A 24667-nucleotide genomic window follows, 5' to 3' on the forward strand; every position below is an offset into this window, starting at 1 on the left:
GTGGGTCCCATGGACGTATTGCGGCAGAGGCACAGGACCATCCGCTCGGAGGGCGCCGACCTCGCCGTGTTCGAGTACGGCCTGGAGCCAGGCCCGGAGGTGCCCACCGTGGTGTTCGTCCACGGCTATCCCGACGATCACCGTGTCTTCCACCCCGTCCTCCGGGAACTCGCCGGAACCCACCACCTCGTGGCCTTCGACACCCGGAACGCCGGCCGCTCACACCCCCGAGACGGCGCCGGCTTCACCCTCGCGGAACTCGTCGACGACATCTTCACCGTGATCTCCGCCGTCGGCCCTGCGGTCGGCCCTGCGGTCGGCCCTGCGGTCGGCCCTGCGGTCGGCCCTGCGGTCGGCCCTGCGGTCGGCCCTGCGGTCGGCGATGCCTCCTCGGGCGTGGCATCCGGTCCCGCGTCCGATGCGCGCGCGCCGGGCGGCGTGCGGCTCGTGGGCCACGACTGGGGATCCATCCAGGGCTGGGCGGCGGTCCAGGACGAGCGCTCCGACGGCCTGGTCACGGACTACACCAGCATCTCGGGACCGGACCTCCGCCACTTCTCCCGCTGGCTGAGGAGCCGGTTCCAGGACCCCCGACGCGCACTTCAGGGGGTGGGACAGGTGCTGCGCAGCTCGTACGTCGGGGCCTTCCAGCTGCCGGTCCTCCCGGAACTGGTCTGGAAGTACGGCCTCACCCGCCGCTACGAACTGACGGTGCGGCGCAATGTCGGCTCGGACCCCGTCCGGGGCCTGGCGCTGTACCGGACGAACATGGCTTCGGACGCCGCGCCGCCCCGGCGACGACGGGTGACCGTGCCCGTGCACGTCATCGTGCCGTTGAAGGACCCGTTCCTCTCCCCGCACCTCGTCGAGGGCCTGGAGGACTGGGTGGAGGACCTGACGGTGACCACGGTGCCCGGCGGGCACTGGTGGATCGCCCGGGACCCCCGGGCCTTCGCGGAACTGCTCGCACCCGCACTGCGTACCAGCGACGCCTGAGCGGAGAAGCCCGACGCCCAGTGGGCCCGGCTACGCCTCCAGCAGGCCCCGGATGTCCTCCGCCGTGAGCGCCGAGCTGAAGACGGCGTCGTCGTCCATGACGGACGTGAACAGCTTGGCCTTCTGCTCCTTGAGCTTCATGACCTTCTCCTCGATGGTGCCCTTGGACACCATGCGGTAGACCATGACGTTCTTCGTCTGCCCGATCCGGTGGGTGCGGTCCACGGCCTGCGCCTCGGACGCCGGGTTCCACCACGGGTCCAGCAGGAAGCAGTAGTCCGCCTCGGTCAGGTTGAGGCCGAACCCGCCGGCCTTGAGGCTGATGAGGAAGACGGGCGCGTCGCCGTCCTTGAAGGAGTCGATGACCTCCCCGCGGCTGCGCGTCGAGCCGTCCAGGTAGGCGTACGGGATGCCGCGGGCATCGAGCTGCTCGGCCGCCTTCCTGAGGTAGGACGTGAACTGGCTGAAGACGAGCGCCCGGTGGCCCTCGGCGATGATGCCGTCGAGGTTCTCGAAGAGCACCTCGAGCTTGGCGGAGGGCACACCCTCGTGCTCCGGGTCGACGAGCGAGGCGTCGAGGCTGAGCATGCGCAGGAGCGTCAGGGAGCGGAAGACGATCATCCGGTTGCGGTTCATGTCCTCGATGAGCCCGAGGAGCTTCTGCCGCTCGCGCTGGAGGTACGTCTCGTAGATGTGCCGGTGCTCCGGGTGCAGCTCTACCTCCAGGACCTGCTCCTGCTTGGGCGGGAGATCGGAGGCCACGGCCTCCTTGGTGCGCCGCATCATGAGGGGCCGGATGCGCTTGCGCAGCCGGACGAGCGGCCGGTTGTCGCCGATCTTCTCGATCGGCGTGCGGTAGTCATCGGTGAACTTCCTCGCAGAGGGGAAGAGCCCCGGCGCCACGATGTTGAACATCGACCACAGCTCCATGAGGTTGTTCTCCATGGGCGTGCCGGTGATCGCGAGCTTGAAGGGCGCGTCGAAGTCCTTGGCGGCCTGATGCACCTTGGAGGCGCGGTTCTTCACGAACTGGGCCTCGTCGAGCACGAGGCCCGACCACGGAAGGTCCTGGTAGGCGGCGAAATCGAGCCGGAAGAGCGTGTAGGACGTGATGACGATGTCCGCGCCACGCACCTGGTCGCGGACGGGGATCCCGGAGGCGCCCTGCGTGTCGCCGATGGAGACGACGTCCAGACCCGGGGCGAAGCGGCGTGCCTCGTTGGACCAGTTGGGCACCACGGAGGTGGGGGCGACGACGAGGAACGGCGCGTCGAGACCGGTGCTCTCCTTCGCATAGGTCATCAGGGCCAGGGCCTGCAGGGTCTTGCCGAGGCCCATGTCGTCGGCGAGGACCCCGCCGAGCTGGTGCCGCCACAGGAACGCCAGCCAGCTGAACCCCTCGGCCTGGTACGGGCGCATGTCCGCGACGAGGCCCTCCGGTGCCGGGGTCGCCTCGACGTCCTTGAGCTCGAGCAGCCCGCTCACGGCATCCCGCCACGACTGCGCCTGCTCGGTCTCCTCCGCGAGGTCCTCGAAGTCCGCCCAGAGGCCCGCCTGGTAGCGGCTGATCTGCAGGCCGGACTCGGGGTCCCACTCGCTCAGCGACCGGGCCTCCTCGATGAGCTCGCGCAGCTGGTCGAAGACGGGCTGCTCGAGGGACAGGTAGGTGTTGTCGACGAGCTTCAGCTTCTTCCGACCCTGGGCGAGGGCCCGGAAGATCGAGTCGAACGGGATGGTGCGCCCGCTCACGGTCACCATCACGCCGAGGTCGAACCAGTCACGGTTGTCCGTCTCCACGGTGCTGATGCGCAGTGTGGGTGTCTCCGTCAGTTCGCGATAGTCGGGCTTCTCGCCCACGACGTGGACGCTCACGCCGTCGAGCTCCGCGAGCTTCGGCAGGACGTCCTCCACGAACTCCACGGCCTGCATGTCCTCGAGCTTCAGGGACTTCAGCGGGACGGGCCCGAGGACCGCGCGGGCTGAGGACGCCAGTGCGTCCTCGGCGTCGGCGTCCCGGTAACCGTCGTCGCTGCCGGGTCCGCCCCTGCGGAAGGGCCGGCGCTGCACGGTCTCGCCGAGGGGGTAGTCGAAGTGCCAGTCGAGGGACACGGAGCCGTCGGTGCCGTAGGCGGTGGTCACCACGAGGGCCGGCGGCTGGATCTCGGGCAGCTCCACGCTGCCGTCGCTGCTGTCCACCTCGATGGACTGCCGCAGCTTCGGGTAGTACTCCTGCAGGAAGAGGGATCTCTCCTCCTCGGGCACGACGACGGAGCGGCCGCGCTGCAGCAGTTCGATGTCCTTGGGCGTCAGCTTCCGGGCGGTCGGGGCGAGCGTGATGGTGTCATCGGGCGCCACGGTGTAGAGGCCGTGGGTGCTGATGACGTGGGCGGTGTCCGAGGGGTGGGGCTGTCCGTCGATGTCGAGAGCGGGGCGCAGCCGGAGGGAGCCGTCGTCGGTCTCGGTCGCGTCGAGCTTCAGGGTGGCCTGGTCGGCGAGCTCGATGGTCACGGATTTCTTGGATCCCACGAAGGCGATCCCGAGACGCTGCGCCTCGTCCAGCAGCTGCCACAGGAGCGGGTTGCTGAAGTCGTCGAGGTACAGCCAGGAGTCGTTGTTGCCGAAGTAGTTGACCCCGGTGCCGCGGTGCAGCGCGGGGAACTGGGAGAACCAGCGGTGCTGCTCGGGGTCGAGCTTCAGCCCGTAGGTCTGGTAGCTGATGCTGCCCCAGGACAGGTTGTTCTTGATCCACTTGCCCTTGCCGTTCTGGCTGACCGGCCGCACGCCGAGGCGCGTGTTGAGCGTGCGCTGGCCCTGGCGCTCGGCCGCGGACCCCCACCGCTGGACGGCGACCTCGGGGGTGCGCAGCTCGAACTGCAGTCCGAGTGGCGTCAGCGGAGCGGTGGCGTGCGGGGTGTCGTCCGATCCGAGGAGGTCCAGGAGGGACGCCTGCCACCCCTCCGGTACCGACGGCCGCGGGGCCGGGCGCGCGCCGAGCTCGCGTTCGTGCTGCGCCAGGAGGCTTTCGGTGTTGCTCTGGAGGGCGGTCGCCGCGACGTGCTTGCAGTCCGCGCCCACCGGGCAGCTGCAGAAGTTCTCGAGCGGGCGGAAACGCCCGTCACCCTTCAACCCCAGGCGGAGCTTGGTCCTGTACTCGGAGGGCGCGCTGCCGCGGACGTGGCCGGTCAGGAGCTTCGCGTCGGCGTCCCAGGCGAGGGAGCTGACGGCGCCGTCCTTGGCGTAGGTCTGCCCGCGCTGGAACGCGGCCCCGCCCACGATCCTGATGATGTCGGTGACATCGACCATGGGGTGGCTGGAATTGGGCATAATTCCATGCTCTCACGCAACGGCGACGCTCTACTGCACGGACCGCCGCATTCTCCGACGGCGGACCGGTTTCCGCCGTTGCGCCGTACGCACGCGATCCCTGCCCTACTGTTGGAAAGGGCACTGATGATCGGCAGGGGGGGCCGGCGGAGACGGAAGAAGGCACGCGTGTTCGAAGCAGCAAGCATCACCTATGCGGCGGCAGGGCTCGCGGTGTTCGCCGCGGCACTCCTGCCCCGGCTGCTCATGCGCGCCCCGGTCTCCATGCCCATGGTGTTCCTGGCCGCCGGGATCCTGGTGTTCAGCTTCTCGCCCGGCCTGCCCGACCCCGATCCGATGCAGTACAGCGACGTCACGATCCACCTCAGCGAGGTCTGCGTCATCGTCTCGCTCATGGGAGCGGGGCTCGCCCTGGACCGCAGGGTCGGCTGGCGCCGCTGGTCGACGACCTGGCGGCTGCTGGGCATCGCGATGCCGCTGTGCATCCTCGTGCTGACCCTGATGGGGATGTGGCTGCTCGGGCTCGGACTGGCCTCGGCGCTGCTGGTCGCCGCCGCGCTGGCCCCGACCGACCCCGTCCTGGCCTCCGAGGTGCAGGTGGGCGAACCGTCCGAATCGGAGGAGGACCTCGAGGCCGAGGACGAGGTGCGCTTCGGCCTGACCTCGGAGGCCGGCCTCAACGACGGCCTTGCGTTCCCCTTCATCTACCTGGCGATCCTCATCAGCACCGTCGGCGCGTCCCCCTCCGCCTGGTTCCCCGAGTGGGCCCTGCTCGACGTCCTGTGGCGCATCATCATCGGGTGCGCTTTCGGATACGGCATAGGTGCGCTGCTGGGCCGCATCTTCTTCCGGGCGCCCGTCAAGAGCGTCCGCCTCGCCAACCACTCCGAAGGCTTCGTGGCGCTCGCCGCCACGTTCCTGACCTACGGCGTCACCGAGGCTGTGGAGGGCTACGGCTTCATCGCCGTGTTCGTCTGCGCCGTCACCATCCGGGCCGGCGAGCAGACCCACGGCTACCACGGCGTCCTCCACAGCTACATCGAGCAGCTCGAGCGGCTCCTGACCGTGGTCGTGCTGGTCCTGCTGGGCGGCGCCGTGGCACGCGGCCTGTTCGACGGGCTGCGCCCCCTCGAGGTCGTGGTGGCCGTCGCCTTCATCCTCCTGGTCCGGCCGGTCACGGCCTGGCTGAGTCTCGCCCGCGGCAAGACCGGACCGTGGGAGCGCGGCGTCCTGGCGTTCTTCGGCGTGCGCGGGATCGGCACGGTCTACTACCTGGCCTACGCCCTGTCGAAGGGCGATTTCACGGGGGACGAGTCGGCGCTGTGGCGTATCGGCGGCCTCGTGATCGTCCTGTCGATCGTGGTGCACGGCATCACCGCCGCGCCGGTCATCAACGCCCTGGATCGTGCCCGGCAGCGGAAGGCGCGTGCGCAGGGCGACGAGGCGCAGGCGCCGAAGACGCCGGTCTAGTCCGGAGGGGCAAGCCGTAGAAGGCGGGTCAGGCAGCGGATCAGGGACGCGCCGTCGGCCGCTCGAGGGTCGCCCGGACCAGCAGTCCGCCGACCAGCGCCCAGAATGCCCCGCCGATGCCGAGGACGGACAGGCCGGATGCCGCCAGGAGGAACGTCACCGCTCCGCTCATGCGGCCCCTTGCGTCACTGAAGGACGCCGTCACGGCCGTGGCCATGGTGCCGATGAGGGCGAGCCCTGCGACCGCCTCCACGAGACCCGCCGGTGCGGCACCGACCACGACGACGAGCGCGCCCGACCCCGCTGCCAGCACCAGGTAGGAGATCCCTGCCGTGAGGGCGGCGACCCAGCGTCGGTCCCTGTCCTCGCCGGCACCCTCACCGGCGGCCAGGGCGGCGGACAGGGCCGCGAGGTTGACGGCATGACCGCCGAACGGCGCGACGACGGCCGTGCCCAGTCCCGTCACAGCGAGCGCCGGCCGCCAGGGCGCGGTGTAGCCGAAGGACGACAGGACGGCGACCCCGGGAAGATTCTGCGACGCCATGGTCACCACGTAGAGCGGCAGGGCGATGCCCACCACGGCCGCGGGATCGAGCACCGGGACGGTGACCGCGACGGACGGGGCGAGCGACGACGCGGCGATCACGGTCCCGTCGACGGCGAGCCGGACCCCGATCACGGCCAGCGCCGTGACGAGCGCGAGCGGCACGGCCCAGCGGGGCAGGAGCGCGGACGCGGCCAGCCACACGATGATGACCGGCAGCACGAGGAGCGGGATGGTGCCGAGCGACTGGAAGGGTGCGAGGCAGAGCGGCAGCAGCACTCCGGCGAGCATGGCCTGCGCGAGGTGCTGGGGGATCCGCGCCACGAGACCGCCCAGCCACGGCACGGCGCCCGTCAGCACGATCAGCAGGCCGGTCACGAGGAACGCCCCCACCGCCGCCGGCCACCCGCCGGCAGGCATGGCCGCCCCCGCGAGCAGGGCGGCGCCGGGCGTGGACCAGGACAGCGTGACCGGGATGCGGTAGCGGACGGCCAGCAGCACGATCCCGAGCCCGACGACGGCCGTCAGGGCCAGCAGGCCCGACGCCGCCTGCTCGGGCGTCGCCCCGGTGGCCCGCAGCCCCGCGAGGACCACGGCGAACGACGACGTGAACCCGACGAGCGCGGTGACGATGCCCGCGAGGATCGGCTCCTGCAGGCCGGACTGCCGGTTCAGGCGCCGCGGCCCTGCTCGAGGAGCCGCTGCACGGCCTCGAGCTCGTCGCTGAGGGACTGCAGCCGGGCCGTGTTCTGCTCCACGGCGAGTTGCCGGACGAGCACGTCCTGGCGTTCGCGGAGTTCGGCTTCGGGTGTGGGCAGGTCGGCGGTCGGCTGTTCACTGTTCGGCATACGCCCAGTCTGGCAGAGCACCGCCGGGCGTGAGCCGCACCACGCCTCACAGGGGCGTCACGTACGCGCCGGTGACACCGCCGTCCACCGAGAACTGGCTCGCGGTGATGAAGGAGGCGTCGTCCGAGGCGAGGAAGGCCACCGCGGCGGCGATCTCGTCCGGCTCCGCGAAGCGGCCCAGCGGTACATGGATGAGCCGTCGCGCCGCCTTCTCGGGGTCGTTCGCGAACAGTTCCGTCAGCAGCGGCGTGTTGACCGGCCCGGGGCAGAGCGCATTGACCCGGATACCCTGCCGTGCGAACTCCACGCCCAGTTCCCGGCTCATCGACAGCACGCCGCCCTTCGACGCCGAATAGGAGATCTGGGACGTCGCCGCGCCCACCAGCGCCACGAAGGAGGCCGTGTTGATGATCGAGCCCTTGCCCTGGGCCTGCATGTACGGAAGCACGTGCTTGCAGCAGTAGTAGATGCTCGTCAGGTTCACCTCCTGGACGCGCCGCCAGGCGTCGATCCCCGTGGTGAGGATGGAGGAATCGTCCTCGGGTGAGATCCCCGCATTGTTGAAGGCGATGTCGATCGACCCGTAGGTTTCCTGCGCGAACGCGTACATGTTCCTGACGTCGTCCTCGTCCGTGACGTCCGTGCGCACGAACCTGCCTCCGATCCGCTCCGCGAGCCCCCTGCCTGTGCTCTCGTCGCAGATGTCGGCGATCACCACGACCGCCCCCTCATGGGCGAGCCGCCGGGCGGTGGCGAGGCCGATGCCCGACGCGCCGCCGGTGATGACGGCTGTGCGCTCCTTCAGGCGGTTGGTGACGAGTCCGTTGTAGGGCAGGTCCGTCATGAAGCACTCCTCGGGGTGGGCGGGATGTGGGCCGGCGCGGGTCAGGCGTCGGTGGCGAGGAAGACGTTCTTGGTCTCGCTGAACGCGTCGAGCGCGGAGGGTCCGAGCTCGCGGCCGAAGCCCGACTGCTTGAACCCCCCGAACGGGGTGGAGTACCGCACGGAGGCGTGCGAGTTCACGGAGAGGTTCCCGGCGTCGATGGCGCGCGAGACGCGGAGCGCGCGGCCGATGTCGCGGGTCCAGATGGAGCCGGACAGGCCGTACGCCGAGTCGTTGGCGATACGCACCGCGTCCGCCTCGTCGTCGAAGGGCACGACGCACACGACGGGCCCGAAGATCTCGTCCGTGAAGGCCGGTGAATCGGGGGTCGACGGCGTGAGGACCGTGGGCGGGAACCAGAAGCCGGGCCCCGCCGGGACGGACCCCTGGAACGCGACGTCCGCCACGGCCTTCCCGTTCCCGTCGTAGACGAACCGGGCCACAGCCTCCCGCTGGCCCGCCGAGATGAGGGGCCCCATGGTGGTACCGGCGTCCCGGGGGTCACCGACGCGGACGGACGTCACCGCGCTCTCGAGCAGGGCGAGGACCTTGTCCAGGACCGGGCGTTCCACGAGGACGCGGGATCGCGCGCAGCAGTCCTGGCCCGCGTTGTCGAACGCCCCGTCCGGTATCGCCGCCGCGGCCTTCTCGAGATCGGAATCCGCGAAGATGACGTTCGCGCTCTTCCCGCCGAGTTCGAGCGTCACCCTCTTGACCTGGTCCGCGCATCCGGCCATGATCCTCTTGCCGACGGCGGTTGAGCCCGTGAAGACGACCTTCCGTACCGCAGGGTGCGTCACGAAGCGCTCGCCGACCACGGTCCCCTTGCCGGGCAGCACCGTGAAGACACCCTCGGGGATGCCCGCCTCCAGTGCCAGTTCGCCGAGCCGGACGGCGGTCAGGGGCGTCAGCTCGGCGGGTTTGAGCACCACGGTGTTGCCCGCGGCGAGGGCCGGGGCGAATCCCCAGGCGGCGATGGGCATCGGGAAGTTCCAGGGCACGATGATGCCGACGACCCCGAGGGGTTCGTGGAACGTGATGTCCACGCCTCCCGCGACCGGGATCTGCTGTCCGACGTGGCGTTCCGGCGCCGCCGAGTAGTACGTGAGGACGTCCCGCACATTGCCGGCCTCCCAGCGGGCGAGGGCGATCGTGTGGCCGGCGTTGGCAACCTCGAGCGCCGCGAGGTCGTCGATCGCGGCGTCGACGGCCGCCGCGAACCGGCGCAGCAGCAGGGCCCGGTCGGCCGGTGCCACCTGTCGCCAGGCGGGGAAGGCCGCCGCCGCCCGGGCGATCGCGGCGTCGGTCTCCTCGGGTCCGGCCATCGACACGGTACCGATGGACTCCTCGGTGGCGGGGTTGAGGATCTGCCGGGTAGGGCTCATGACGCGGTCCTTGCGGTCTCGGGGCGCTGCAGCGCGTAGGCGAGTGCGGCGTCGACGAACCCGCCGAACAGGCGCCGGTCCTGCCCGTTCTCCTCGGGGTGGAACTGCACGCCGAGGAGCCACCCCGGAGAGGTCCCGTCGGCGCTCTCGACGGCCTCCACGGTGCCGTCGGTGGCCCGTGCGGTGACCCGCAGGCCGCCCGCGACGGCGTCGAGCCCCTGGTGGTGGTAGCAGGGGCTCGACGCGCGCTTGCCGAGCAGCCGGCGCGCGATCGACCCGGGTGTGGTGGTGAAGTCGACCCTCCCGAACACGCCTGGCGCGGGCCGGTACCGTGCCGCGTCCTGGTGGAGGTCGGGCAGGTGCTGGTGGAGGGTGCCGCCGAGGGCGACATTGAGGATCTGCGCACCGCGACAGATCGCGAACAGCGGTATGTCCGCGGCCAGGGCGGCGCGGGTCAGCGCGAGGTCGTGCTCGTCGCGTTCCGGCTGGCTGACGGTGCGCGGGTGCGGCGGGGCGCCGTAGTGCGAGGGGTCGACGTCCGAGCCTCCGATGACGACGAGCCCGTCGAGCAGGGACAGCACGCTCGCGTCGGTGCCGACGGGGGGCAGCAGGAGGGGGGTTCCTCCCGCGTCGTCCACCGCCCGGATGTAGGCGGCCGGGACGATCGCCGCCGTCCGGTCCCAGACGCCCCAGGCCGCCGACTGCCAGTACGTGGTGATGCCGACCCTCGGCCGGTAGGTGTCGCGCGCCGGATTGCCTGCCACCGCTGTCCTAGTGCCGCTCAAACCCGCGCCGCATTTCCCAGTCCGTGACGGCGGCGTTGAACTGCGCCAGTTCGACGTCGGCGTAGTGCGTGTAGTGCTCGACGACGTCCTTGCCGAAGACCTCGAGCGCGATCGCGGACCCCGCGAAGAGATCCCGAGCCTCCTGCATGGTCGCCGGGACGTGCTCGGCGTCCGAGTGGTAGGCGTTGCCGTCCATCCGCGGTGGCAGCTCGAGGGCGTTCGCGACACCGTGGAGTCCGCCCGCGAGCATGGCGGCCAGCGCGAGGTAGGGGTTGGCGTCGGCGCCGGGGAGGCGGTTCTCGAGCCGTGCCGAGGCGCCCTGGCCCACCAGGCGGACCGAGCAGGTGCGGTTGTCCAGGCCCCAGGCGACCGCCGTCGGGGCGAAGGAGCCCTCGGCGAAGCGCTTGTACGAGTTGATGTTCGGGGCGTAGAAGAGCGTGAACTCGCGCATCGTGGCCAGGACCCCTGCGATGAAGTGGTCGTAGAGCGGCGTGCGCTCGTTCTTCCCGGCATCCCAGAACACCAGCCCGCCGTCCTCGCCCCGCAGGGACATGTGGATGTGGCACGAGGAGCCCTCACGCTCGTTCGGCTTGGCCATGAACGTCACGGCCTGCCCCCGCTGCGACGCCATGTCCTTCGCCGAGAGTTTGTACACGCTGTGGTTGTCGGCGGTGACGACGACGTCGTCGTACTTGAAGGCGATCTCGTGCTGGCCGAGGTTGCACTCGCCCTTCGCGGACTCGACCACCATCCCCGCCTGGTACATCGCGTTGCGGATGTCCCGCAGGAGGGGCTCGACGCGCAGCGAGCCGAGGATCGAGTAGTCGACGTTGTACTGGTTCGCCGGGACGAGGTCGCGGTACTCCTTGAGCCGTGCGCCCTCGAAGGACTCGTTGTAGACGAGGAACTCGAGCTCGGTTCCCGAGAAGGCCCGCAGGCCGAGATCCGCGGCCTTCGCGGCCTGTGCCTTCAGGATGCTCCGGGGGGCGACGTTCACCGGCTCGCCCGTCGTGAAGGACAGATCCGACTGGATCATGACGGTGCCCTCGCGATAGGGCAGGCGGCGGATGGTGTCGTAGTCCAGATCGAAGACCATGTCCCCGTACCCGGTCTCCCAGCTCGACATCGCGTACCCCTCCACGGTGTTCATCTCGGTGTCGACGGCCAGCAGGTAGTTGCAGGCCTCGGTGCCGTGGCCGAGGACCGTGTCGAGGAAGAACTGGCCGTGGATCACCTTGCCCTGCAGCCTGCCCTGCATGTCCGTGAAGGACAGCACCACCGAGTCGATCTCCGCGGACCGGATTGCTGACGTGAGCTGGTCGATCGTGAGCATGCGCTCGTTGCGGGGATGCGGTTCCATGGGCTTCCTTCGGGGAGGGGCGACTGCGGCGACGGTGGCGACGGTGGTGGTGGCGACGGGCGGATGGTCAGGTGAGGGTCGAGCCCTCCTTCTCCAGCAGGGCGAATTCCTCCTCCGGCGCGCTCGCCACCAGGTGGTGCCGGCTGTAGAACCAGAAGTACGCGAGGGCGGCCAGGAAGACCGCGGCGGTGATGGAGGCCGCGAGGATGTCCACGAAGAACGTGGCGACGAGGGCGATGACCGCGAGGACCAGGGCGATCCCCGTCGTCACCACGCCCCCGGGGGTCCGGTAGCCCCGTTCCAGGCCGGGTTCCTTCACCCGCAGGAGGATGTGGGACAGGTTCAGCAGGACGTACGAGACCGTGGCCCCGAACACGGCGATGTTGATGAGCAGCCCGCCGTTGCCGGTCAGCGCGGCGAGCAGGAACCCGATGGTCCCCGGGACCAGCAGGGCCACCCAGGGCGTATGGCGCTTCGACGTCAGGGAGAGGAAGCGCGGCAGGTAGCCGGCACGGGAGAGGGCGAACAGCTGGCGCGAGTAGGCGTAGACGATGGAGAAGAAGCTCGCGACGAGTCCCGCGAGTCCGGCGTAGTTGACGAAGTTCGCGAGCGCGGAGTCCTCGCCGGCCACGGCACGCAGGGCCTCGGGCAGGGGCGAGTCCGAGGTGCTCATGGCCTCCGCACCCGCCGCCCCGGGTACGAGGACCAGCATGAGCGCCCCGAAGACGAGGAGCAGCAGCATCGCCACGATGATGCCCCGCGGCATGTCCCGCTTCGGGTCGTGCGACTCCTCCGCGGCCAGGGGGACCCCCTCGATCGCAAGGAAGAACCAGATGCCGAACACCAGGGCCGCGAGGACACCGGAGAAGCCGAAGGGGAGGAAGGCCGACGATCCCGCCGAGCCGTCGGGGACGATGTCGAACAGGTTGGCGGCCGAGAAGTGCGGCAGCAGTCCCACGGCGGTGACGACGAGCGCGACGACGGCGATCACGGTGATACCGAACATCAGCTTCAGGGCCTCGCCCACGCCCCAGAGGTGGATCCCGATGAAGACGACGTAGGTGACGAGGTAGACCGGCCAGGAGTTGGTGAGGCCGAAGAGCCCGAGCGCCTCGATGTACCCGCCGATGAAGGTCGCGATCGCAGCCGGGGCGACCGCGTACTCGATCAGCACCGCCATGCCCGTGGCGAAGCCCCCGAGAGGGCCGAGCGCGCGCCTGGCGAAACCGTAGCCGGCTCCTGCCGTGGGCAGCATCGACGACATCTCCGCGAGGCCGAAGACCATGCACGTGTACATGATCCCCATGAGGATGAAGGCGATCAGCAGCCCGCCCCACCCGCCCTCAGCGAGCCCCAGGTTCCAGCCCGAGAAGTCGCCGGAGATCACATAGGCGACGCCTAGCCCTGCCAGCAACACCCAGCCGGCAGCACCGCTCTTGAGCTTTCGTTGCCTGAGGTACTGATCGTCGACGGTGGTGTAGTCGATGTTCCTGCGTGCCACGGGTACCCCTAGGGTGGACGGCCGGATGGAGCGGGTTGGCGGCCTTCCTCGGTGCAACGGACCGGTACCGGGGAGGCGATCGATGGCGCGGACCCCAATGGAGTGATATCAGTCCATTGAGTGCCCCAATGATTGACGCCGCCGCCGAGTTCGTCAAGAGGTGCCCGAAACGCCCGCCCGAGGCGTGCGGGCGGGTGCGGGCGGGCCCTGCGTAAGCTGGCACGATGAACAGCCCCGCTGATCCGGCGTTCGGGCTCATCCAGCCGGCGCGCAGAGGGAACGCGTTCGAGGAGACCGTCGAACGCCTCCTGCACGCCATCAAGCTGGGAGTCTTCCCAGCCGGCGCGCGGCTGCCCGCGGAACGTGACCTGGCGGAGCACCTCGGCGTGTCCCGCTCCACGCTGCGGGACGGGCTGGCGGACCTGCAGGCCGCCGGCTACCTCACCATCCACCGCGGCCGGTACGGTGGCGCGACCGTCAGCGCGGAGTTGCCGAGCGGCGCCGGCGGCCGGGGCGGAGGGCCCCCGGAACGGGCCGACGTGGAGGACGCCCTGACGTTCCGGGCCGTCGTCGAGCCCGCCGCGGCGCGCCTGGCCGCACAGGGGGCGCCCTCCGACGGGGCACGCACCCGCCTCCTGGAATCGCTGCACGCCGTGACGGGCGCCGATCCTGCGCGGTACCGACCCCTGGATGCCCGCCTGCATCTCGCCATCGCCGAACTCGCCGGTTCGCCGTCCCTGACACTCGCCGTGGCCCAGGCGCGGTCCCGCACCGACGACCTGCTGGACCGCATCCCCTTCCTCGCGGTCAACCTCCACCACTCGGACCGCCAGCACGCCGCGGTCGTCAGGGCCGTGCTCGGGCGCGATCCGCACCGGGCGCAGGAGGCGATGACGGCCCACCTGGACGGCACGGCCGCTCTCCTGCGGGGATTCCTCCTCGACGAGACCGGGGACCGGCGTCCCGGGAAATAGATGCGTCCCGGCAACCGTTCCCTCAAGAGGTCCGCGGCTCCCGCCGTCGTTCCCGAATCGAGAGGTGCATCATGTCCGTCCCCCTGTCCATCCTGGATCTCGCGCAGGTCGCCGAGGGCTCGACGCCGGCTGAGACGTTCGCGTCCAGCGTGTCGCTGGCGCAGCACGCCGAGACCTGGGGATACCGCCGCATCTGGTATGCCGAGCACCACAACATGGGCAGCATCGCGTCCTCGGCCACCAGTGTGCTCATCGCCCACGTCGCCGCGCACACCTCGACCATCCGGCTCGGCTCGGGCGGCGTCATGCTCCCGAACCACTCGCCGCTGACCATCGCCGAGCAGTTCGGCACCCTCGAGAGCCTGCACCCAGGCAGGATCGACCTCGGGCTCGGCCGGGCCCCCGGCAGCGACCAGACCACGGCGCGCGCGCTGCGGCGCGACCCCATGTCCGCCGACAGCTTCCCACAGGACGTCCTGGAACTGCAGGGCTACCTGACCGGCGACACGCGCGTCCCCGGCGTCCAGGCCACCCCCGGCAAGGGCACCAACGTGCCGCTGTACATCCTCGGCTCGTCGCTCTTCGGCGCCCGGCTCGCCGCGGCCCTCGGGTTGCCGTTCGCCTTCGCGTCCCACTTCGCCCCGCAGGCACTGCAGGACGCCGCCTCGATCTACCGTCGCGAGTTCAGGCCCTCCGCGCAGTCGGAGAAGCCGCATTTCATCGCCGGGGTAAACGTCATCGCGTCCGACACCGCGAGCGATGCGCACCACGAGTTCCACGAGGCCATGCTGCGCCGCGTGACCCTGCTCCTCGGGCGTGGCCAGACCTTCACCCGGGAGGAGTCCGAGGCGATCCTCGCATCCCCCGGAGGCCAGCAGATGGCGGACATGGCGCGCTACAGCGCCGTGGGGACGCCCGAGGTGGTCCGGGACTACCTGGAGCGCTTCGCGGCCCAGATCGGGGCGGACGAACTCATCGTGGCGACCCAGGCAGGCTCCACCGAGACGTGGCTCCGGTCCTTCGAACTGCTGGCCGGCGCCATGCTCCCCGTGACGGTCTGAAGGTCACGAAAGGAAGAGAGTTGGAACTCCTGCTTGCCATTACCCTCCCGGGTTTGGTTTAGTGGGACGCAGTTGTAGTGTTGCGCATTTGTATTTCGCACGGCCTGGCCCTTGCGGGGTAGGCCGCGTCTCTGAAAGAGCGGACAAGCACGCCGCGACTGGGGCATTCCGAAAGTCGGAGTGCGTCTGATTTTCAGAAGGATGAAAAATAATGGCAACAGGTACCGTGAAGTGGTTCAACGCTGAAAAGGGCTTTGGATTCATTGCTCCCGACGACGGAAGCGCAGACGTGTTCGCACACTTCTCCGCCATCAACGCAAGCGGCTACCGCTCGCTTGATGAGAACCAGAAGGTCAGCTTCGACACCGAGCAGGGCCCCAAGGGTCCTCAGGCGTCGAACATCCAGCCCCTCTAGGGTTCGGATCTTCTACTAGATCTTCCTTGACGAAGCAGGTCGGACCCCGGTCCGGCCTGCTTCTTCTTTTTCCGACCAGGAGCTCCCCATGAATCCCCGCACGCTGTTCCGCCTCGTCGCCGTCGCAGAGGCGGTGACCTGGGCCTTCCTGCTGCTGGGCATGTTCCTCAAGTACGTCACACGCTCCACCGAGGCGCTCGTGCCGCCGGCCGGCGCCGTCCACGGGTTCGTGTTCCTCTGCTTCGTCGTGACCCTCGTGTTCGTCTGGATCAACCAGCGCTGGTCGCCGGCCACGGGCCTGCTCGGGCTGGCCTCCGCGATCGTGCCGTTCGCCACGGTCCCGTACGAGTGGTGGATCGAGCGCCGCGGACAGCTCGCCGGCGCGTGGCGGCTCGCCCCCGGCGCGGAGACACCCCGCAACCCCCTCGAGAGGGTGCAGGCGTGGGTGCTGCGGAGCCCGATCGCGGCCCTGCTCGTCGCGGTCGTCGGGATCTCCGTGGTCTTCTCCGTCCTGCTGCTCGTCGGGCCTCCCGGATCCTCGAGCTGAGGCGTCGTGGCTGACCTCGCGAACACCGGCGACGACGAGCGGTTCTTCCTCCACAGCGGGCGCCGCTGGCGAAAGACCGACCCCTCGCTGCCCGAGGACGTCAGGAAGCGCCTGATGTCCCATCTCGGGCGCGGCCGCTCGGGCGTGCGCAACAGCGCCAGGGGCGACGACGGCGCAGCACTCCCGCGCGCCCGGCGCACCGTGCAACTGGCCAAGGAGGGCCTCGGCGAACGGGGGACGCCCTGGTGGGAGCAGTCGGCGGCGGAACGCACGGCGCGGTGGAGTGCCGCCCTCGAGGAACTCGACGCGCTGCAGGCCAAGCGGTCCGCGCCACGGCAGGACGGCGCCGGCCGGCCCCCGACAGGCGCTCCGTCCCGCGACGCGGCCGGCCCGCACTCCGACGGTGTCTGAGCGGCCGGAGGGGTCGCGCGGCGGGAATGGTGTTCCGGCTGCGGACTCCAGGCCGTCCGACGCCGAGCTGCGCACCGAGATCCTGCGCATCGCCAAGCTCCGGGGAAGCGGCAAGACGCTGTGCCCGTCCGATGCCGCCCGCAGCATCGGCGGAGACGCGTGGCGGGACCTGATGCCCGCGGCACGCCGCATCGCGTTCGAGCTCGCAGCTGAAGGGCTGGTGGACGTGACCCAGCACGGCGACCGCGTGGAGCCCGGCGTCCGCGGCCCCATCCGCATCGGCTGGATCAGCCGGTCCGCGAGCGACGCCGAGGACCTGCCTGCCGTGGGCGCCCCGGCGCTGCGTGCCCTGCACGAGGCGGGCTACCGCACAATGGCGGACCTCGAGGGGATCCCGGAGGAGGACCTGGCGGGTCTGCACGGCGTCGGTCCGAAGGCCGTGCGGCTCCTCCGCGAGGAACACGAGCGCAGGAACCCACCGACGCCGGGAGATCCCCGGTAATCAGGATGACGAACGACGGCGCCCCCGAAGGAGGCGCCGTCGTTCACTGCTGTGCGGGGTGTGGTGCTACTGGCCGCCGAGCCCCGAGGTGGCGAAGCCCTTGACGATCTGGCGCTGGAAGATCATGAACACGATCAGCAGCGGCAGGGCCGCGAGGATGGCGCTCGCCATGGTCTGCGCGTACTGCACACCGAACGCGTTCCGGATCGTGGCAAGGCCCACGGGCAGCGTCAGCAGATCCGGGTTGTTGATAACGATGAAGGGCCACAGGAAGTTGTTCCAGGCGCCGATGAACACGAAGATCGAGACCGCGATCAGGATGGGGCGCGAGAGCGGCAGCACGATCGTCAGGAACGTCCGGAACCGTGAGGCGCCGTCGAGCCGCGCGGCCTCCTCGAGTTCGATGGGCACCGTGTCGAAGAAGTTCTTGAGGATGAACACCATCATGGGCGCCACGATCTGGGGGAGGATGATGCCCGGGTACGTGTCGATGAGCCGCAGGGCGTTCATCTGCTGGAACAGGGGCACGATCAGGATCTGGCCGGGCACCATGATCGAGGCGATCGTGACGGCGTAGAGCCACTTGCGGCCACGGAAGGTGGTGCGCGAGAAGCCGTATGCTGCGAGGGCCGAGATGGCCACGGTCAGCACCGTGACCGCCACGGAGACGAGGAACGAGTTCATCATCCAGATGGGGACGTCGCCCGCGGCGATGACGGCACTGTAGGACTCGAGCGTCAGGCCCTCCCGCGGGAGGATCGCGAAATCCGCGTTGGACGCGTCCGACTCCTTCTTGAGCGAGGTCAGGATGGCCCAGAAGAGGGGGATGAGCCAGAGGGCTGCGGCGATGACGAGGGCGATGATGCCGGCGGTCAGGACACCCTTGTTCCTGCCGACGGTCGCGGCGAGCGTTTTGTTGCGCTCGTTGCGCGTCTCGTCGGCCTTCGCGAGGGGTCGGGCCGACGTCGGGGTCGGAGTCGCGGTCGAGGACATGTCAGGCCGACTTTCTGTTCATGACGCGGAGCTGGACGATGGAGATGACGATGATGAGGGCGAAGAACAGGTATGAGATCGCCGAGGCGTAGCCGAGGCGGTAGCCGGTGAAGCCGACGTCGTAGATGTACTCGAGCACCGACCGCGTGGCACCGTTCGGCCCGCCGTTGGTGAGCAGGAAGATCTGTTCGAAGACCTTCAGCGACGCCAGGACCTGGAGGGCGATGATCATGATGGTGGTGCGGTTGATCATCGGGATGGTGATGGAGAACAGCCGGCGCCAGGGTCCGGCGCCGTCGATCGACGCGGCCTCGTACAGGTGGTCCGGGATGTTGTTGAGCGCGCTCAGGTACAGCAGGAAGTTGAACCCGAGGGTCCACCAGACGGTGACGACGACCACGGAGAGCATCGCCAGGTTCGGCTCGCTGAGGAACGGGATCTGCGCGAATCCGGCGCGTAGCAGGAGGCCGTTGAAGAGGCCGAAGTCCGGCTGGAACATCCACTGCCAAATCGCGACCGCCACCGAGACGGGCAGCAGGTAGGGCGCGAAGAAGGACAGGCGCCACAGCCACTGGCCCGGCAACCCGATGTACACGAGATAGGCGAGGACGAAGGACAGCACCACCAGCGGCACGACGGTGAGGAGCGTGAAGATCACGGTGTTGCCGAGCGCCTGCCACAGGGCGGCGTCTCCCAGCGCCTCGGAGTAGTTGTCGAAGCCGGCGAACTCGGACCCGCTGCCGGTGAGGCTCTGGTTGGTGAAGGACATCCACAGGCCGGAGAGGATCGGCCAGATCAGGAATATCGCGAACGCGGCCGTGAAGGGCAGCACGAACCAGACGCCGCTGCGGCCCTGGATGCTGCGCTCACGGGCGCTCTTGCTGCGGGAAGGGGAGGGCGGGCCGGACGAGGCGCCACTCGTGGTGGCGGGTACCTGCGCCTGGTTGCTGCTGGTCAGGGAACTCATGGCGGTGCCTCAGTCCTACGTCGGGTTCGGAGCGAGCAGCATCGCGTCGATGCGGCTGAGCAGGGAGTCGATGGCTGCGTCGGGGGTCACGTCCCCGGTGAAAGCGCCGGTGAGCACCTGGCTCATCTGGTTCTGGAACTCGGTGCCCGCCCCCGCGAACCACACGGCGGGGTCGAACACCGGGTTGTCGCCGGCGCCGGCGTATTCGGTCTGCGGGGTGAGCGCGGCGTACTCCGGAGTGTCCCGGATGGGCGCATAGGCCGGGATGTGACCGGCCCCGGCCCAGGTGCCGCTCTGCTTGAGGATCCCTGCCACCAGCTCGTACGTCCGCCGGGTGGTCTCCGGATCGCGCTCGAGCTGCCGGGGGAGGACCCACGCGTGCGAGTCGGCGTAGGAGGCCGGGGTGCCGAACATCGTCGGCATCGGCACCGCGCCCAGGTTCGGGATGGCCTCCGCGAAGGCCGGGAGCTCCCACTCGCCGGAGAAGATCATGCCGGTCTGCCCGGAGGTGAAGGCCGAGATGGCGCCGGGGTAGTTCTGCGTGGCCGCCATCGCCGTGCCGTCCATGAGGCGGACGACGAACTCGATGACCTCGCGAGCCTTGTCACGGTCGATCGACGCCGGGCTGCCCACGCTGATCGTGTAGTCGCCGCCGGTCTGGCCGTAGAGTCCCCAGAAGAGGCGCCAGGACTGCCCGGTGTCGGTGACGTGGCCGAAGGAGATGCCCTGGGCGCCGGTGGCCCCGGCCATCCTGGTGCCGGCATCGATCATCGCGTCCGGGGTCTCGATCGGTGTGAGGTTGCCGTCGGGGCCGAGCAGGCCCGCAGTCTTCGCGAGGTCCTTGTTGTAGAAGAGGATGAACGGGTGCGTGTCCAGCGGCACCGCGTACAGCTTCCCGTCGTACTGGCAGCTCTCCCACACCGCGGGAGCGAAGTCTTCTTCCCGGATGCCCTGCTCGGCGAGCAGGTCGAGGTCGAAGGGCTCCAGCAGGCCGCCGGGCGCGTACCCTGCGAGCCGCGAGACGTGCATGATCGCTGTCTGCGGCGCCTTGCCGCTCGCCGACGACATGGCGAGCTTGGTGTAGTAGGGCGAACCCCAGGCGAGCGTGACGGCCCTGACCGAGAGGCCGGAGACCGAGTTCCTCACCTCATCGATCATCGAGCGCATCTTGACGCCGTCCGCACCCTGGAACAGGTCCCAGAGCTGCACCCCGCCGGGGGCGGTCGCGGAGGTGGAGCAGCCCGCCAGGGATCCGCCGGCGGCCAGAAGCCCTCCCGTGCCGAGGAATCCCTGGAGGATGGAGCGCCGGGATACCGGTGTCCTGAAAGTGGGATCGTGTCCCATCGAGTGTCCTTCCCGTCAGCCCGGCACGGAGCGATGGGCCGAACTTCATTGTTCCTGCGGAGGTATCACATTAAAAATCTAACGTTGTAAAAAATATGGGCGCTAGCGCCGACCTTGTCAATACCCTTATGGTCCCACGCGGCTCCGGTGGCATGATCGGAGGACGACGACGACGAGGGGGAAATCCGGGATGGACAATTCGCCGGAGATGGAGCAGGGGGCGGCGGGGGCGGTCCAGGCTTCGTCGCGCCGTCGCCCCGTCAGCGTGAAGGACGTCGCCGCACGCGCCGGTGTCTCCTGGAAGACCGTCTCCAACGTGGTGCACCGGAAGGCGCACGTGAAGCCGGCCCTCCGCGAGCGCGTGGAGCAGGCCATCATCGAGCTCGACTACCGGCCGAACCTCGCGGGACGGCAGTTGCGTCAGGGCTCGAGCAAGGCGCTCGTCCTCGCCCTGCCGGACATCCGCTCGCCGTACTTCAGCACCCTCGCGCACGAGGTCATCCGGAGTTGCCGCGCCCTCGGCTACTCCACCACGGTGGAGGAGATCGGTATGGACGTCGCCGACGAGCGCCGCGTCCTGGAGGGCTACCGGGACAGACTGATCGACGGCATCATCTACAGTCCCCAGAGGGTGGCCCCGGAAGAGGTGTTGGCCCGTCGTGACACGACGCCGCTGGTCCTGCTGGGGGAGCGCCTCGTCGACTCGGGCCTGCCGCACGTCGCGATCGACAACCGCGGGTCCGGGCGCGTGCTCACGCGCCACCTCATCGACAGCGGACGACGGCACCTGGCCTTCTTCGGCTCGCAGACCTCGTTCGGGGAGGGCGCGGCCCAGTTGCGAGTGCACGGTTTCCTCGATGCGCTCGCCGAGGCGTCGCTCGAGGCGCCCGCCGAGCTGCGGCTGGCGGCGGTCGACTTCACGCGGGAGGAGGGGGAACGTCTCGCCCACCGACTCCTCGACCTGGGCCTGCCGTGCGACGGCGTGGTCTGCGGCAACGACCTCCTGGCCGTCGGTGCACTGCGAGCCTTCCGGTCGCGTGGCATCTCGGTGCCCGGGGACATCGCCGTCGCGGGGTGGGACGACATCCCGGAGGCGTCCTTCGGCTTCCCGTCGCTGACCACGATCGCGCCGGACATTGCGCAGATCGCCGCCGTCGCCAGTGCGTTGCTGGTCGCCGAGATCGAGGGGACGCGCGACGGCGACTCCGAGACCGAGGCGGGCTACGTACTCCGTGTGCGGGAGTCGGCGCCCTAGTTTTACAACGTTGCATTTCTGGGTCTTCTGGGCTTCACTGGAAGTACCACGCTTTTCGATCCAGGAGTTCCGATGCCGCACAGCGATCCCGCCGTCATCCCGTCCACGGTGCCCAGGCCCGAGCACCCCCGGCCCCAGTTCGTCCGCGAGGACTGGCTGAACCTGAACGGTATGTGGCAGTTCGAGATCGACGCCGGGGATTCCGGCCTCGAGCGCGGCGTCGCCGGCCGCGAACTCAGCGGCGAGATCCTCGTGCCCTTCGCGCCCGAGAGCCGCCTGTCCGGTATCGAGCACGTCGACTTCATGGAGGCCGTCTGGTACCGGCGCACCGTCACCATCCCGGCGGCATGGGCCGGCAGGAAGGCGCTGCTGCACTTCGGCGCCGTGGACCACGACGCGACCGTGTGGGTGAACGGCGTCGAGGTGGCCCGACACCGCGGCGGGTTCACCCCCTTCACCGCCGACCTCTCGGGCGTGGCGGCCCCCGGGGAGGAAGCCCTCATCGTGGTCCGCGCGAGGGATTCACGCCACGGCATGCAGGCCCGCGGCAAGCAGGCCACCTGGTACGACAACACGCACTGCCAGTACACCCGCACCACGGGCATCTGGCAGACCGTCTGGCTCGAGGCCGTACCCGAGGTGAGCATCCGGCGCCTGCAGATGGTGCCCAACCTGGCCGCGCGCAGCATCCGCCTCACAGTCCCCGTGACCAACAACCGCCCCGGACAGACGGTCCGGGCAACGCTCGCGGACGCCCGGGGCACCGTCGTCGTCGCGGGCATCGCCGCCGATCTGGACCTCGCGCCCGAACTGCAGCTCGTGATCCCGGAGGACCGCTTCGTGCCCTGGTCGATCGGGACGCCGCACCTCTACGACCTCACGGTGGAGCTGCTCGACGCCGACGGCGCGCCCGTTGACACCGTGCTCAGCTACGCCGCGGTGCGCTCGGTGGCGCTCGACGGGAAGAAGGTGCTCATCAACGGCGAGGTGGTGTTCCAGAAGCTCATCCTCGACCAGGGCTACTGGGAGGACTCCCTCATGACGGCCCCCGACGAGGCCGCGCTGCTCAGGGACATCCAGCTGTCCATGGAGGCGGGCTTCAACGGTGCACGCCTGCACGAGAAGGTGTTCGAGGAGCGCTTCCTCTACCACGCGGACCGTCTCGGCTACCTGGTGTGGGGCGAGTTCGGCGACTGGGGCGTCTCCGGTGCCGGCGCCGTGGGCCACAACCAGGCGCCGACGGCGAGCTTCATCACGCAGTGGCTCGAGGCCCTGCAGCGCGACTTCAACCACCCGGCGATCATCGGGTGGTGCCCGCTGAACGAGACGCACCAGAAGCTGCACGACCGCATCACGGTGCTCGACGACGTCACCCACGGCATGTTCCTCGCGACCAAGCTCGCGGACCCCACCCGGCCCGTGATCGACGCCAGCGGCTACTCGCACCGCGTCGCCACCACGGACATCTACGACTCGCACTCCTACGAGCAGGACGCCGCGGCGTTCGCGCTCGAGCAGGGCGGGCTCGCGGAGGGCAGGCCCTACGTGAATCGGAACCACGCCGACGAGGACTACTCGGTGCCCTACAACGGGCAGCCCTTCTTCATCTCCGAGTTCGGCGGCATCTGGTGGAACGCCGAGGAGGCGGCCGCGGCGGTCTCCGGCGACGACGAGTCCGAGTCGTGGGGCTACGGCCAGCGGGTCGCGAACGAGGAGGACCTCTACCACCGCTTCGAGGGCCTCTGCACGGTGCTGCTCGACAACCCCGACATGTTCGGCTACTGCTACACGCAGCTGACCGACACGTTCCAGGAGAAGAACGGCATCTACAACTTCGACCGGACCTCCAAGCTCGACATCCCCCGGATCCGTGCGATCCAGGACCGGGTGGCCGCCATCGAACTCGCCGCACAGAAGGCCGACGCCTAGCAGTACCCGAGAAGGCCCGTACGGAGACGACGGCGGCACCCCGATGGGTGCCGCCGTCGTCTGTGCTTCGAGGGGCCGACGCCCGGATGGCTACTTCCGGGCCAGCTCCGGGTAGTGGATCTCGGTGACGTCCGGGTGGGCGCGGAGGCGGCCCTTGAGCATGTTCGAGCCGTAGGAGGACAGCATGGGGTTGTCGGGGTCGTCCGACAGGCCGCGGGCGGCAGCCTTCAGGTCCTCGGCGAGGGGCACCGGCTCGATCACGGCATCGAGACGGGGCGACCAGAAGAACGGGACGGCGTAACGGTCCACTCCGGGCGCAGGCGCGGTGACGCGGTGGATGGTCGCCGCGAGGTAGCCCTCGGTGGCGACCTCGAGCATCTCGCCCAGGTTGACCACGAGCGCGCCGGGGATCGGCGTGACGGGCACCCATTCGCTCGCACTGTGGGGGAGGACCTCGAGGCCGCCGACCTCGTCCTGCAGCAGGAGGGTCACGAACCCGTAGTCGGCGTGCGCGCCGACGCCCTGGGAGCCGGCACCCTCGACGACGCCGCCCACGTAGTGGACGAGCTTGGCCATCCAGGCCGGGCTCCCCTCGAAGGGTTCGGCGAAGTAGTCCTCGGGCAGGCGGAGGGCGACGGCGATGGCGGAGAGCAGCTCGGCGCCGACCGTTGACATCAGGCCCGCCCACGCCATGGCCTGCTCCTCGAGCTCGGGCAGGGACTGCCGGGGCCAGAGGTTGGGCCCCTGGAGCAGCCAGAAGGGCTCGTCGGCCGGGTAGTCGGCAACGGGTTCGCGCTCGGGGGAGAAGTCGATCTGCTCGCGGGCGTCGGGGCGTCCGCGCGTGATCTCGGTGCCTAGGCCTGCGTACCCGCGGAAGTGGGGGCTCGTGCGGTTGTGGAGCTTCAGGCGCTCCTCGAGCGGGAGATCGAAGAAGCGGCGCGTGATGGAGAACAGGTCGTCCACCTGGGTGGGGGCGGCGCCGTAGTTGATGACATGGAAGAAGCCGACGGTGTGGGCTGCTTCGCGCAGTTCGTCGATGAACGCGGGGTTGAAGGAGCCATCGGCGGAACGTGCGGTACTGAGGTCAAGGGTGGGGATCGATCCCGGAGAGTGCTGCATGCGCAGGACGTTACGCCCGTTGAAAAGGCCCGTTCGCCTTTACGTTACGCAGTA

Annotated in this window: 22 protein-coding genes; 10 read left to right on the top strand and 12 right to left on the bottom strand. The window is 69.6% G+C overall.

Annotated features, from left to right (window positions below; genetic code table 11):
• Window positions 1-9 precede the first annotated feature (9 nt).
• A complete protein-coding gene (locus tag AC4D2O_RS03830) occupies window positions 10-996 on the top strand; it encodes an alpha/beta fold hydrolase (RefSeq protein ID WP_490905279.1) in 987 nt (328 codons plus the stop codon).
• 30 nt (window positions 997-1026) lie between these two features.
• On the opposite strand, the gene AC4D2O_RS03835 is transcribed toward AC4D2O_RS03830, so the two are convergent.
• On the bottom strand, window positions 1027-4320 hold the full coding sequence (locus AC4D2O_RS03835) for a DEAD/DEAH box helicase (RefSeq protein ID WP_490905280.1): 3294 nt from the start codon (window positions 4318-4320) through the stop codon (window positions 1027-1029).
• A gap of 168 nt (window positions 4321-4488) precedes the next feature.
• On the opposite strand from AC4D2O_RS03835, the gene AC4D2O_RS03840 reads away from it, so the two are divergent.
• On the top strand, window positions 4489-5790 hold the full coding sequence (locus AC4D2O_RS03840; protein ID WP_490905281.1) for a cation:proton antiporter: 1302 nt from the start codon (window positions 4489-4491) through the stop codon (window positions 5788-5790).
• A gap of 40 nt (window positions 5791-5830) precedes the next feature.
• Here AC4D2O_RS03840 and AC4D2O_RS03845 read toward each other — a convergent pair whose 3' ends face one another.
• The 7 genes from AC4D2O_RS03845 to eat form a co-directional block, all read right to left on the bottom strand.
• Window positions 5831-6979 carry a benzoate/H(+) symporter BenE family transporter gene (locus AC4D2O_RS03845; RefSeq protein ID WP_490905843.1) on the bottom strand — a complete coding sequence of 383 codons (1149 nt, stop codon included), beginning with the start codon at window positions 6977-6979 and terminating at the stop codon, window positions 5831-5833.
• A 26-nt stretch (window positions 6980-7005) separates the two neighbouring features.
• Window positions 7006-7182, bottom strand: coding sequence for a hypothetical protein (locus AC4D2O_RS03850; RefSeq protein ID WP_490905282.1), 177 nt, complete (start codon window positions 7180-7182; stop codon window positions 7006-7008).
• 46 nt (window positions 7183-7228) lie between these two features.
• A complete protein-coding gene (locus AC4D2O_RS03855; RefSeq protein WP_490905283.1) occupies window positions 7229-8026 on the bottom strand; it encodes a 3-oxoacyl-ACP reductase in 798 nt (265 codons plus the stop codon).
• Between the two features lie 41 nt (window positions 8027-8067).
• A complete protein-coding gene (locus AC4D2O_RS03860; protein ID WP_490905284.1) occupies window positions 8068-9450 on the bottom strand; it encodes an aldehyde dehydrogenase family protein in 1383 nt (460 codons plus the stop codon).
• Entirely contained in the window at window positions 9447-10214 is a 768-nt protein-coding gene (locus AC4D2O_RS03865; RefSeq protein ID WP_490905285.1) for a gamma-glutamyl-gamma-aminobutyrate hydrolase family protein, read from the bottom strand. Before AC4D2O_RS03865 ends, AC4D2O_RS03860 begins: the two co-directional genes overlap by 4 nt.
• Window positions 10215-10221: 7 nt before the next feature.
• On the bottom strand, window positions 10222-11595 hold the full coding sequence (locus AC4D2O_RS03870; RefSeq protein ID WP_490905286.1) for a glutamine synthetase family protein: 1374 nt from the start codon (window positions 11593-11595) through the stop codon (window positions 10222-10224).
• A 67-nt stretch (window positions 11596-11662) separates the two neighbouring features.
• Window positions 11663-13096, bottom strand: coding sequence for an ethanolamine permease (gene eat / locus AC4D2O_RS03875; protein WP_490905287.1), 1434 nt, complete (start codon window positions 13094-13096; stop codon window positions 11663-11665).
• A gap of 224 nt (window positions 13097-13320) precedes the next feature.
• Between eat and AC4D2O_RS03880 the strand changes: the two genes are divergently transcribed.
• The 6 genes from AC4D2O_RS03880 to AC4D2O_RS03905 all read left to right on the top strand — a co-directional run bounded on the left by AC4D2O_RS03880 (window position 13321) and on the right by AC4D2O_RS03905 (window position 17006).
• Window positions 13321-14070 (top strand): FadR/GntR family transcriptional regulator, encoded by a 750-nt coding sequence (locus AC4D2O_RS03880; RefSeq protein WP_490905288.1) that lies wholly within the window; start codon window positions 13321-13323, stop codon window positions 14068-14070.
• 71 nt (window positions 14071-14141) lie between these two features.
• Window positions 14142-15131, top strand: coding sequence for an LLM class flavin-dependent oxidoreductase (locus AC4D2O_RS03885; RefSeq protein WP_490905289.1), 990 nt, complete (start codon window positions 14142-14144; stop codon window positions 15129-15131).
• Between the two features lie 211 nt (window positions 15132-15342).
• Complete coding sequence (locus tag AC4D2O_RS03890) at window positions 15343-15546, top strand: cold-shock protein (RefSeq protein ID WP_026533290.1); 204 nt, start codon at window positions 15343-15345, stop codon at window positions 15544-15546.
• Window positions 15547-15634: 88 nt separating this feature from the next.
• Window positions 15635-16093 (top strand): DUF3817 domain-containing protein, encoded by a 459-nt coding sequence (locus AC4D2O_RS03895; protein WP_490905290.1) that lies wholly within the window; start codon window positions 15635-15637, stop codon window positions 16091-16093.
• A gap of 6 nt (window positions 16094-16099) precedes the next feature.
• Entirely contained in the window at window positions 16100-16504 is a 405-nt protein-coding gene (locus AC4D2O_RS03900) for a 2-polyprenylphenol hydroxylase (RefSeq protein WP_490905291.1), read from the top strand.
• A complete protein-coding gene (locus AC4D2O_RS03905) occupies window positions 16497-17006 on the top strand; it encodes a DUF3253 domain-containing protein (protein WP_490905292.1) in 510 nt (169 codons plus the stop codon). Before AC4D2O_RS03900 ends, AC4D2O_RS03905 begins: the two co-directional genes overlap by 8 nt.
• Before the next feature lie 66 nt (window positions 17007-17072).
• Here AC4D2O_RS03905 and AC4D2O_RS03910 read toward each other — a convergent pair whose 3' ends face one another.
• The 3 genes from AC4D2O_RS03910 to AC4D2O_RS03920 are packed head-to-tail and all read right to left on the bottom strand — an operon-like array spanning window position 17073 to window position 20310.
• Window positions 17073-17999, bottom strand: coding sequence for a carbohydrate ABC transporter permease (locus AC4D2O_RS03910; protein ID WP_490905293.1), 927 nt, complete (start codon window positions 17997-17999; stop codon window positions 17073-17075).
• 1 nt (window position 18000) lies between these two features.
• Window positions 18001-18966 (bottom strand): carbohydrate ABC transporter permease, encoded by a 966-nt coding sequence (locus tag AC4D2O_RS03915; protein ID WP_490905294.1) that lies wholly within the window; start codon window positions 18964-18966, stop codon window positions 18001-18003.
• Window positions 18967-18981: 15 nt separating this feature from the next.
• A complete protein-coding gene (locus AC4D2O_RS03920; RefSeq protein WP_490905295.1) occupies window positions 18982-20310 on the bottom strand; it encodes an extracellular solute-binding protein in 1329 nt (442 codons plus the stop codon).
• A 190-nt stretch (window positions 20311-20500) separates the two neighbouring features.
• Between AC4D2O_RS03920 and AC4D2O_RS03925 the strand changes: the two genes are divergently transcribed.
• Window positions 20501-21565: a LacI family DNA-binding transcriptional regulator gene (locus AC4D2O_RS03925; protein ID WP_490905296.1), complete on the top strand. Its 1065-nt coding sequence runs from the start codon at window positions 20501-20503 to the stop codon at window positions 21563-21565.
• Between the two features lie 72 nt (window positions 21566-21637).
• A complete protein-coding gene (locus AC4D2O_RS03930; protein WP_490905297.1) occupies window positions 21638-23494 on the top strand; it encodes a glycoside hydrolase family 2 protein in 1857 nt (618 codons plus the stop codon).
• Window positions 23495-23584: 90 nt separating this feature from the next.
• On the opposite strand, the gene AC4D2O_RS03935 is transcribed toward AC4D2O_RS03930, so the two are convergent.
• Window positions 23585-24613 (bottom strand): isopenicillin N synthase family dioxygenase, encoded by a 1029-nt coding sequence (locus tag AC4D2O_RS03935; protein WP_490905298.1) that lies wholly within the window; start codon window positions 24611-24613, stop codon window positions 23585-23587.
• Window positions 24614-24667: the final 54 nt, after the last annotated feature.

The organism is Arthrobacter sp. TJ-238 (genome assembly GCF_058269215.1).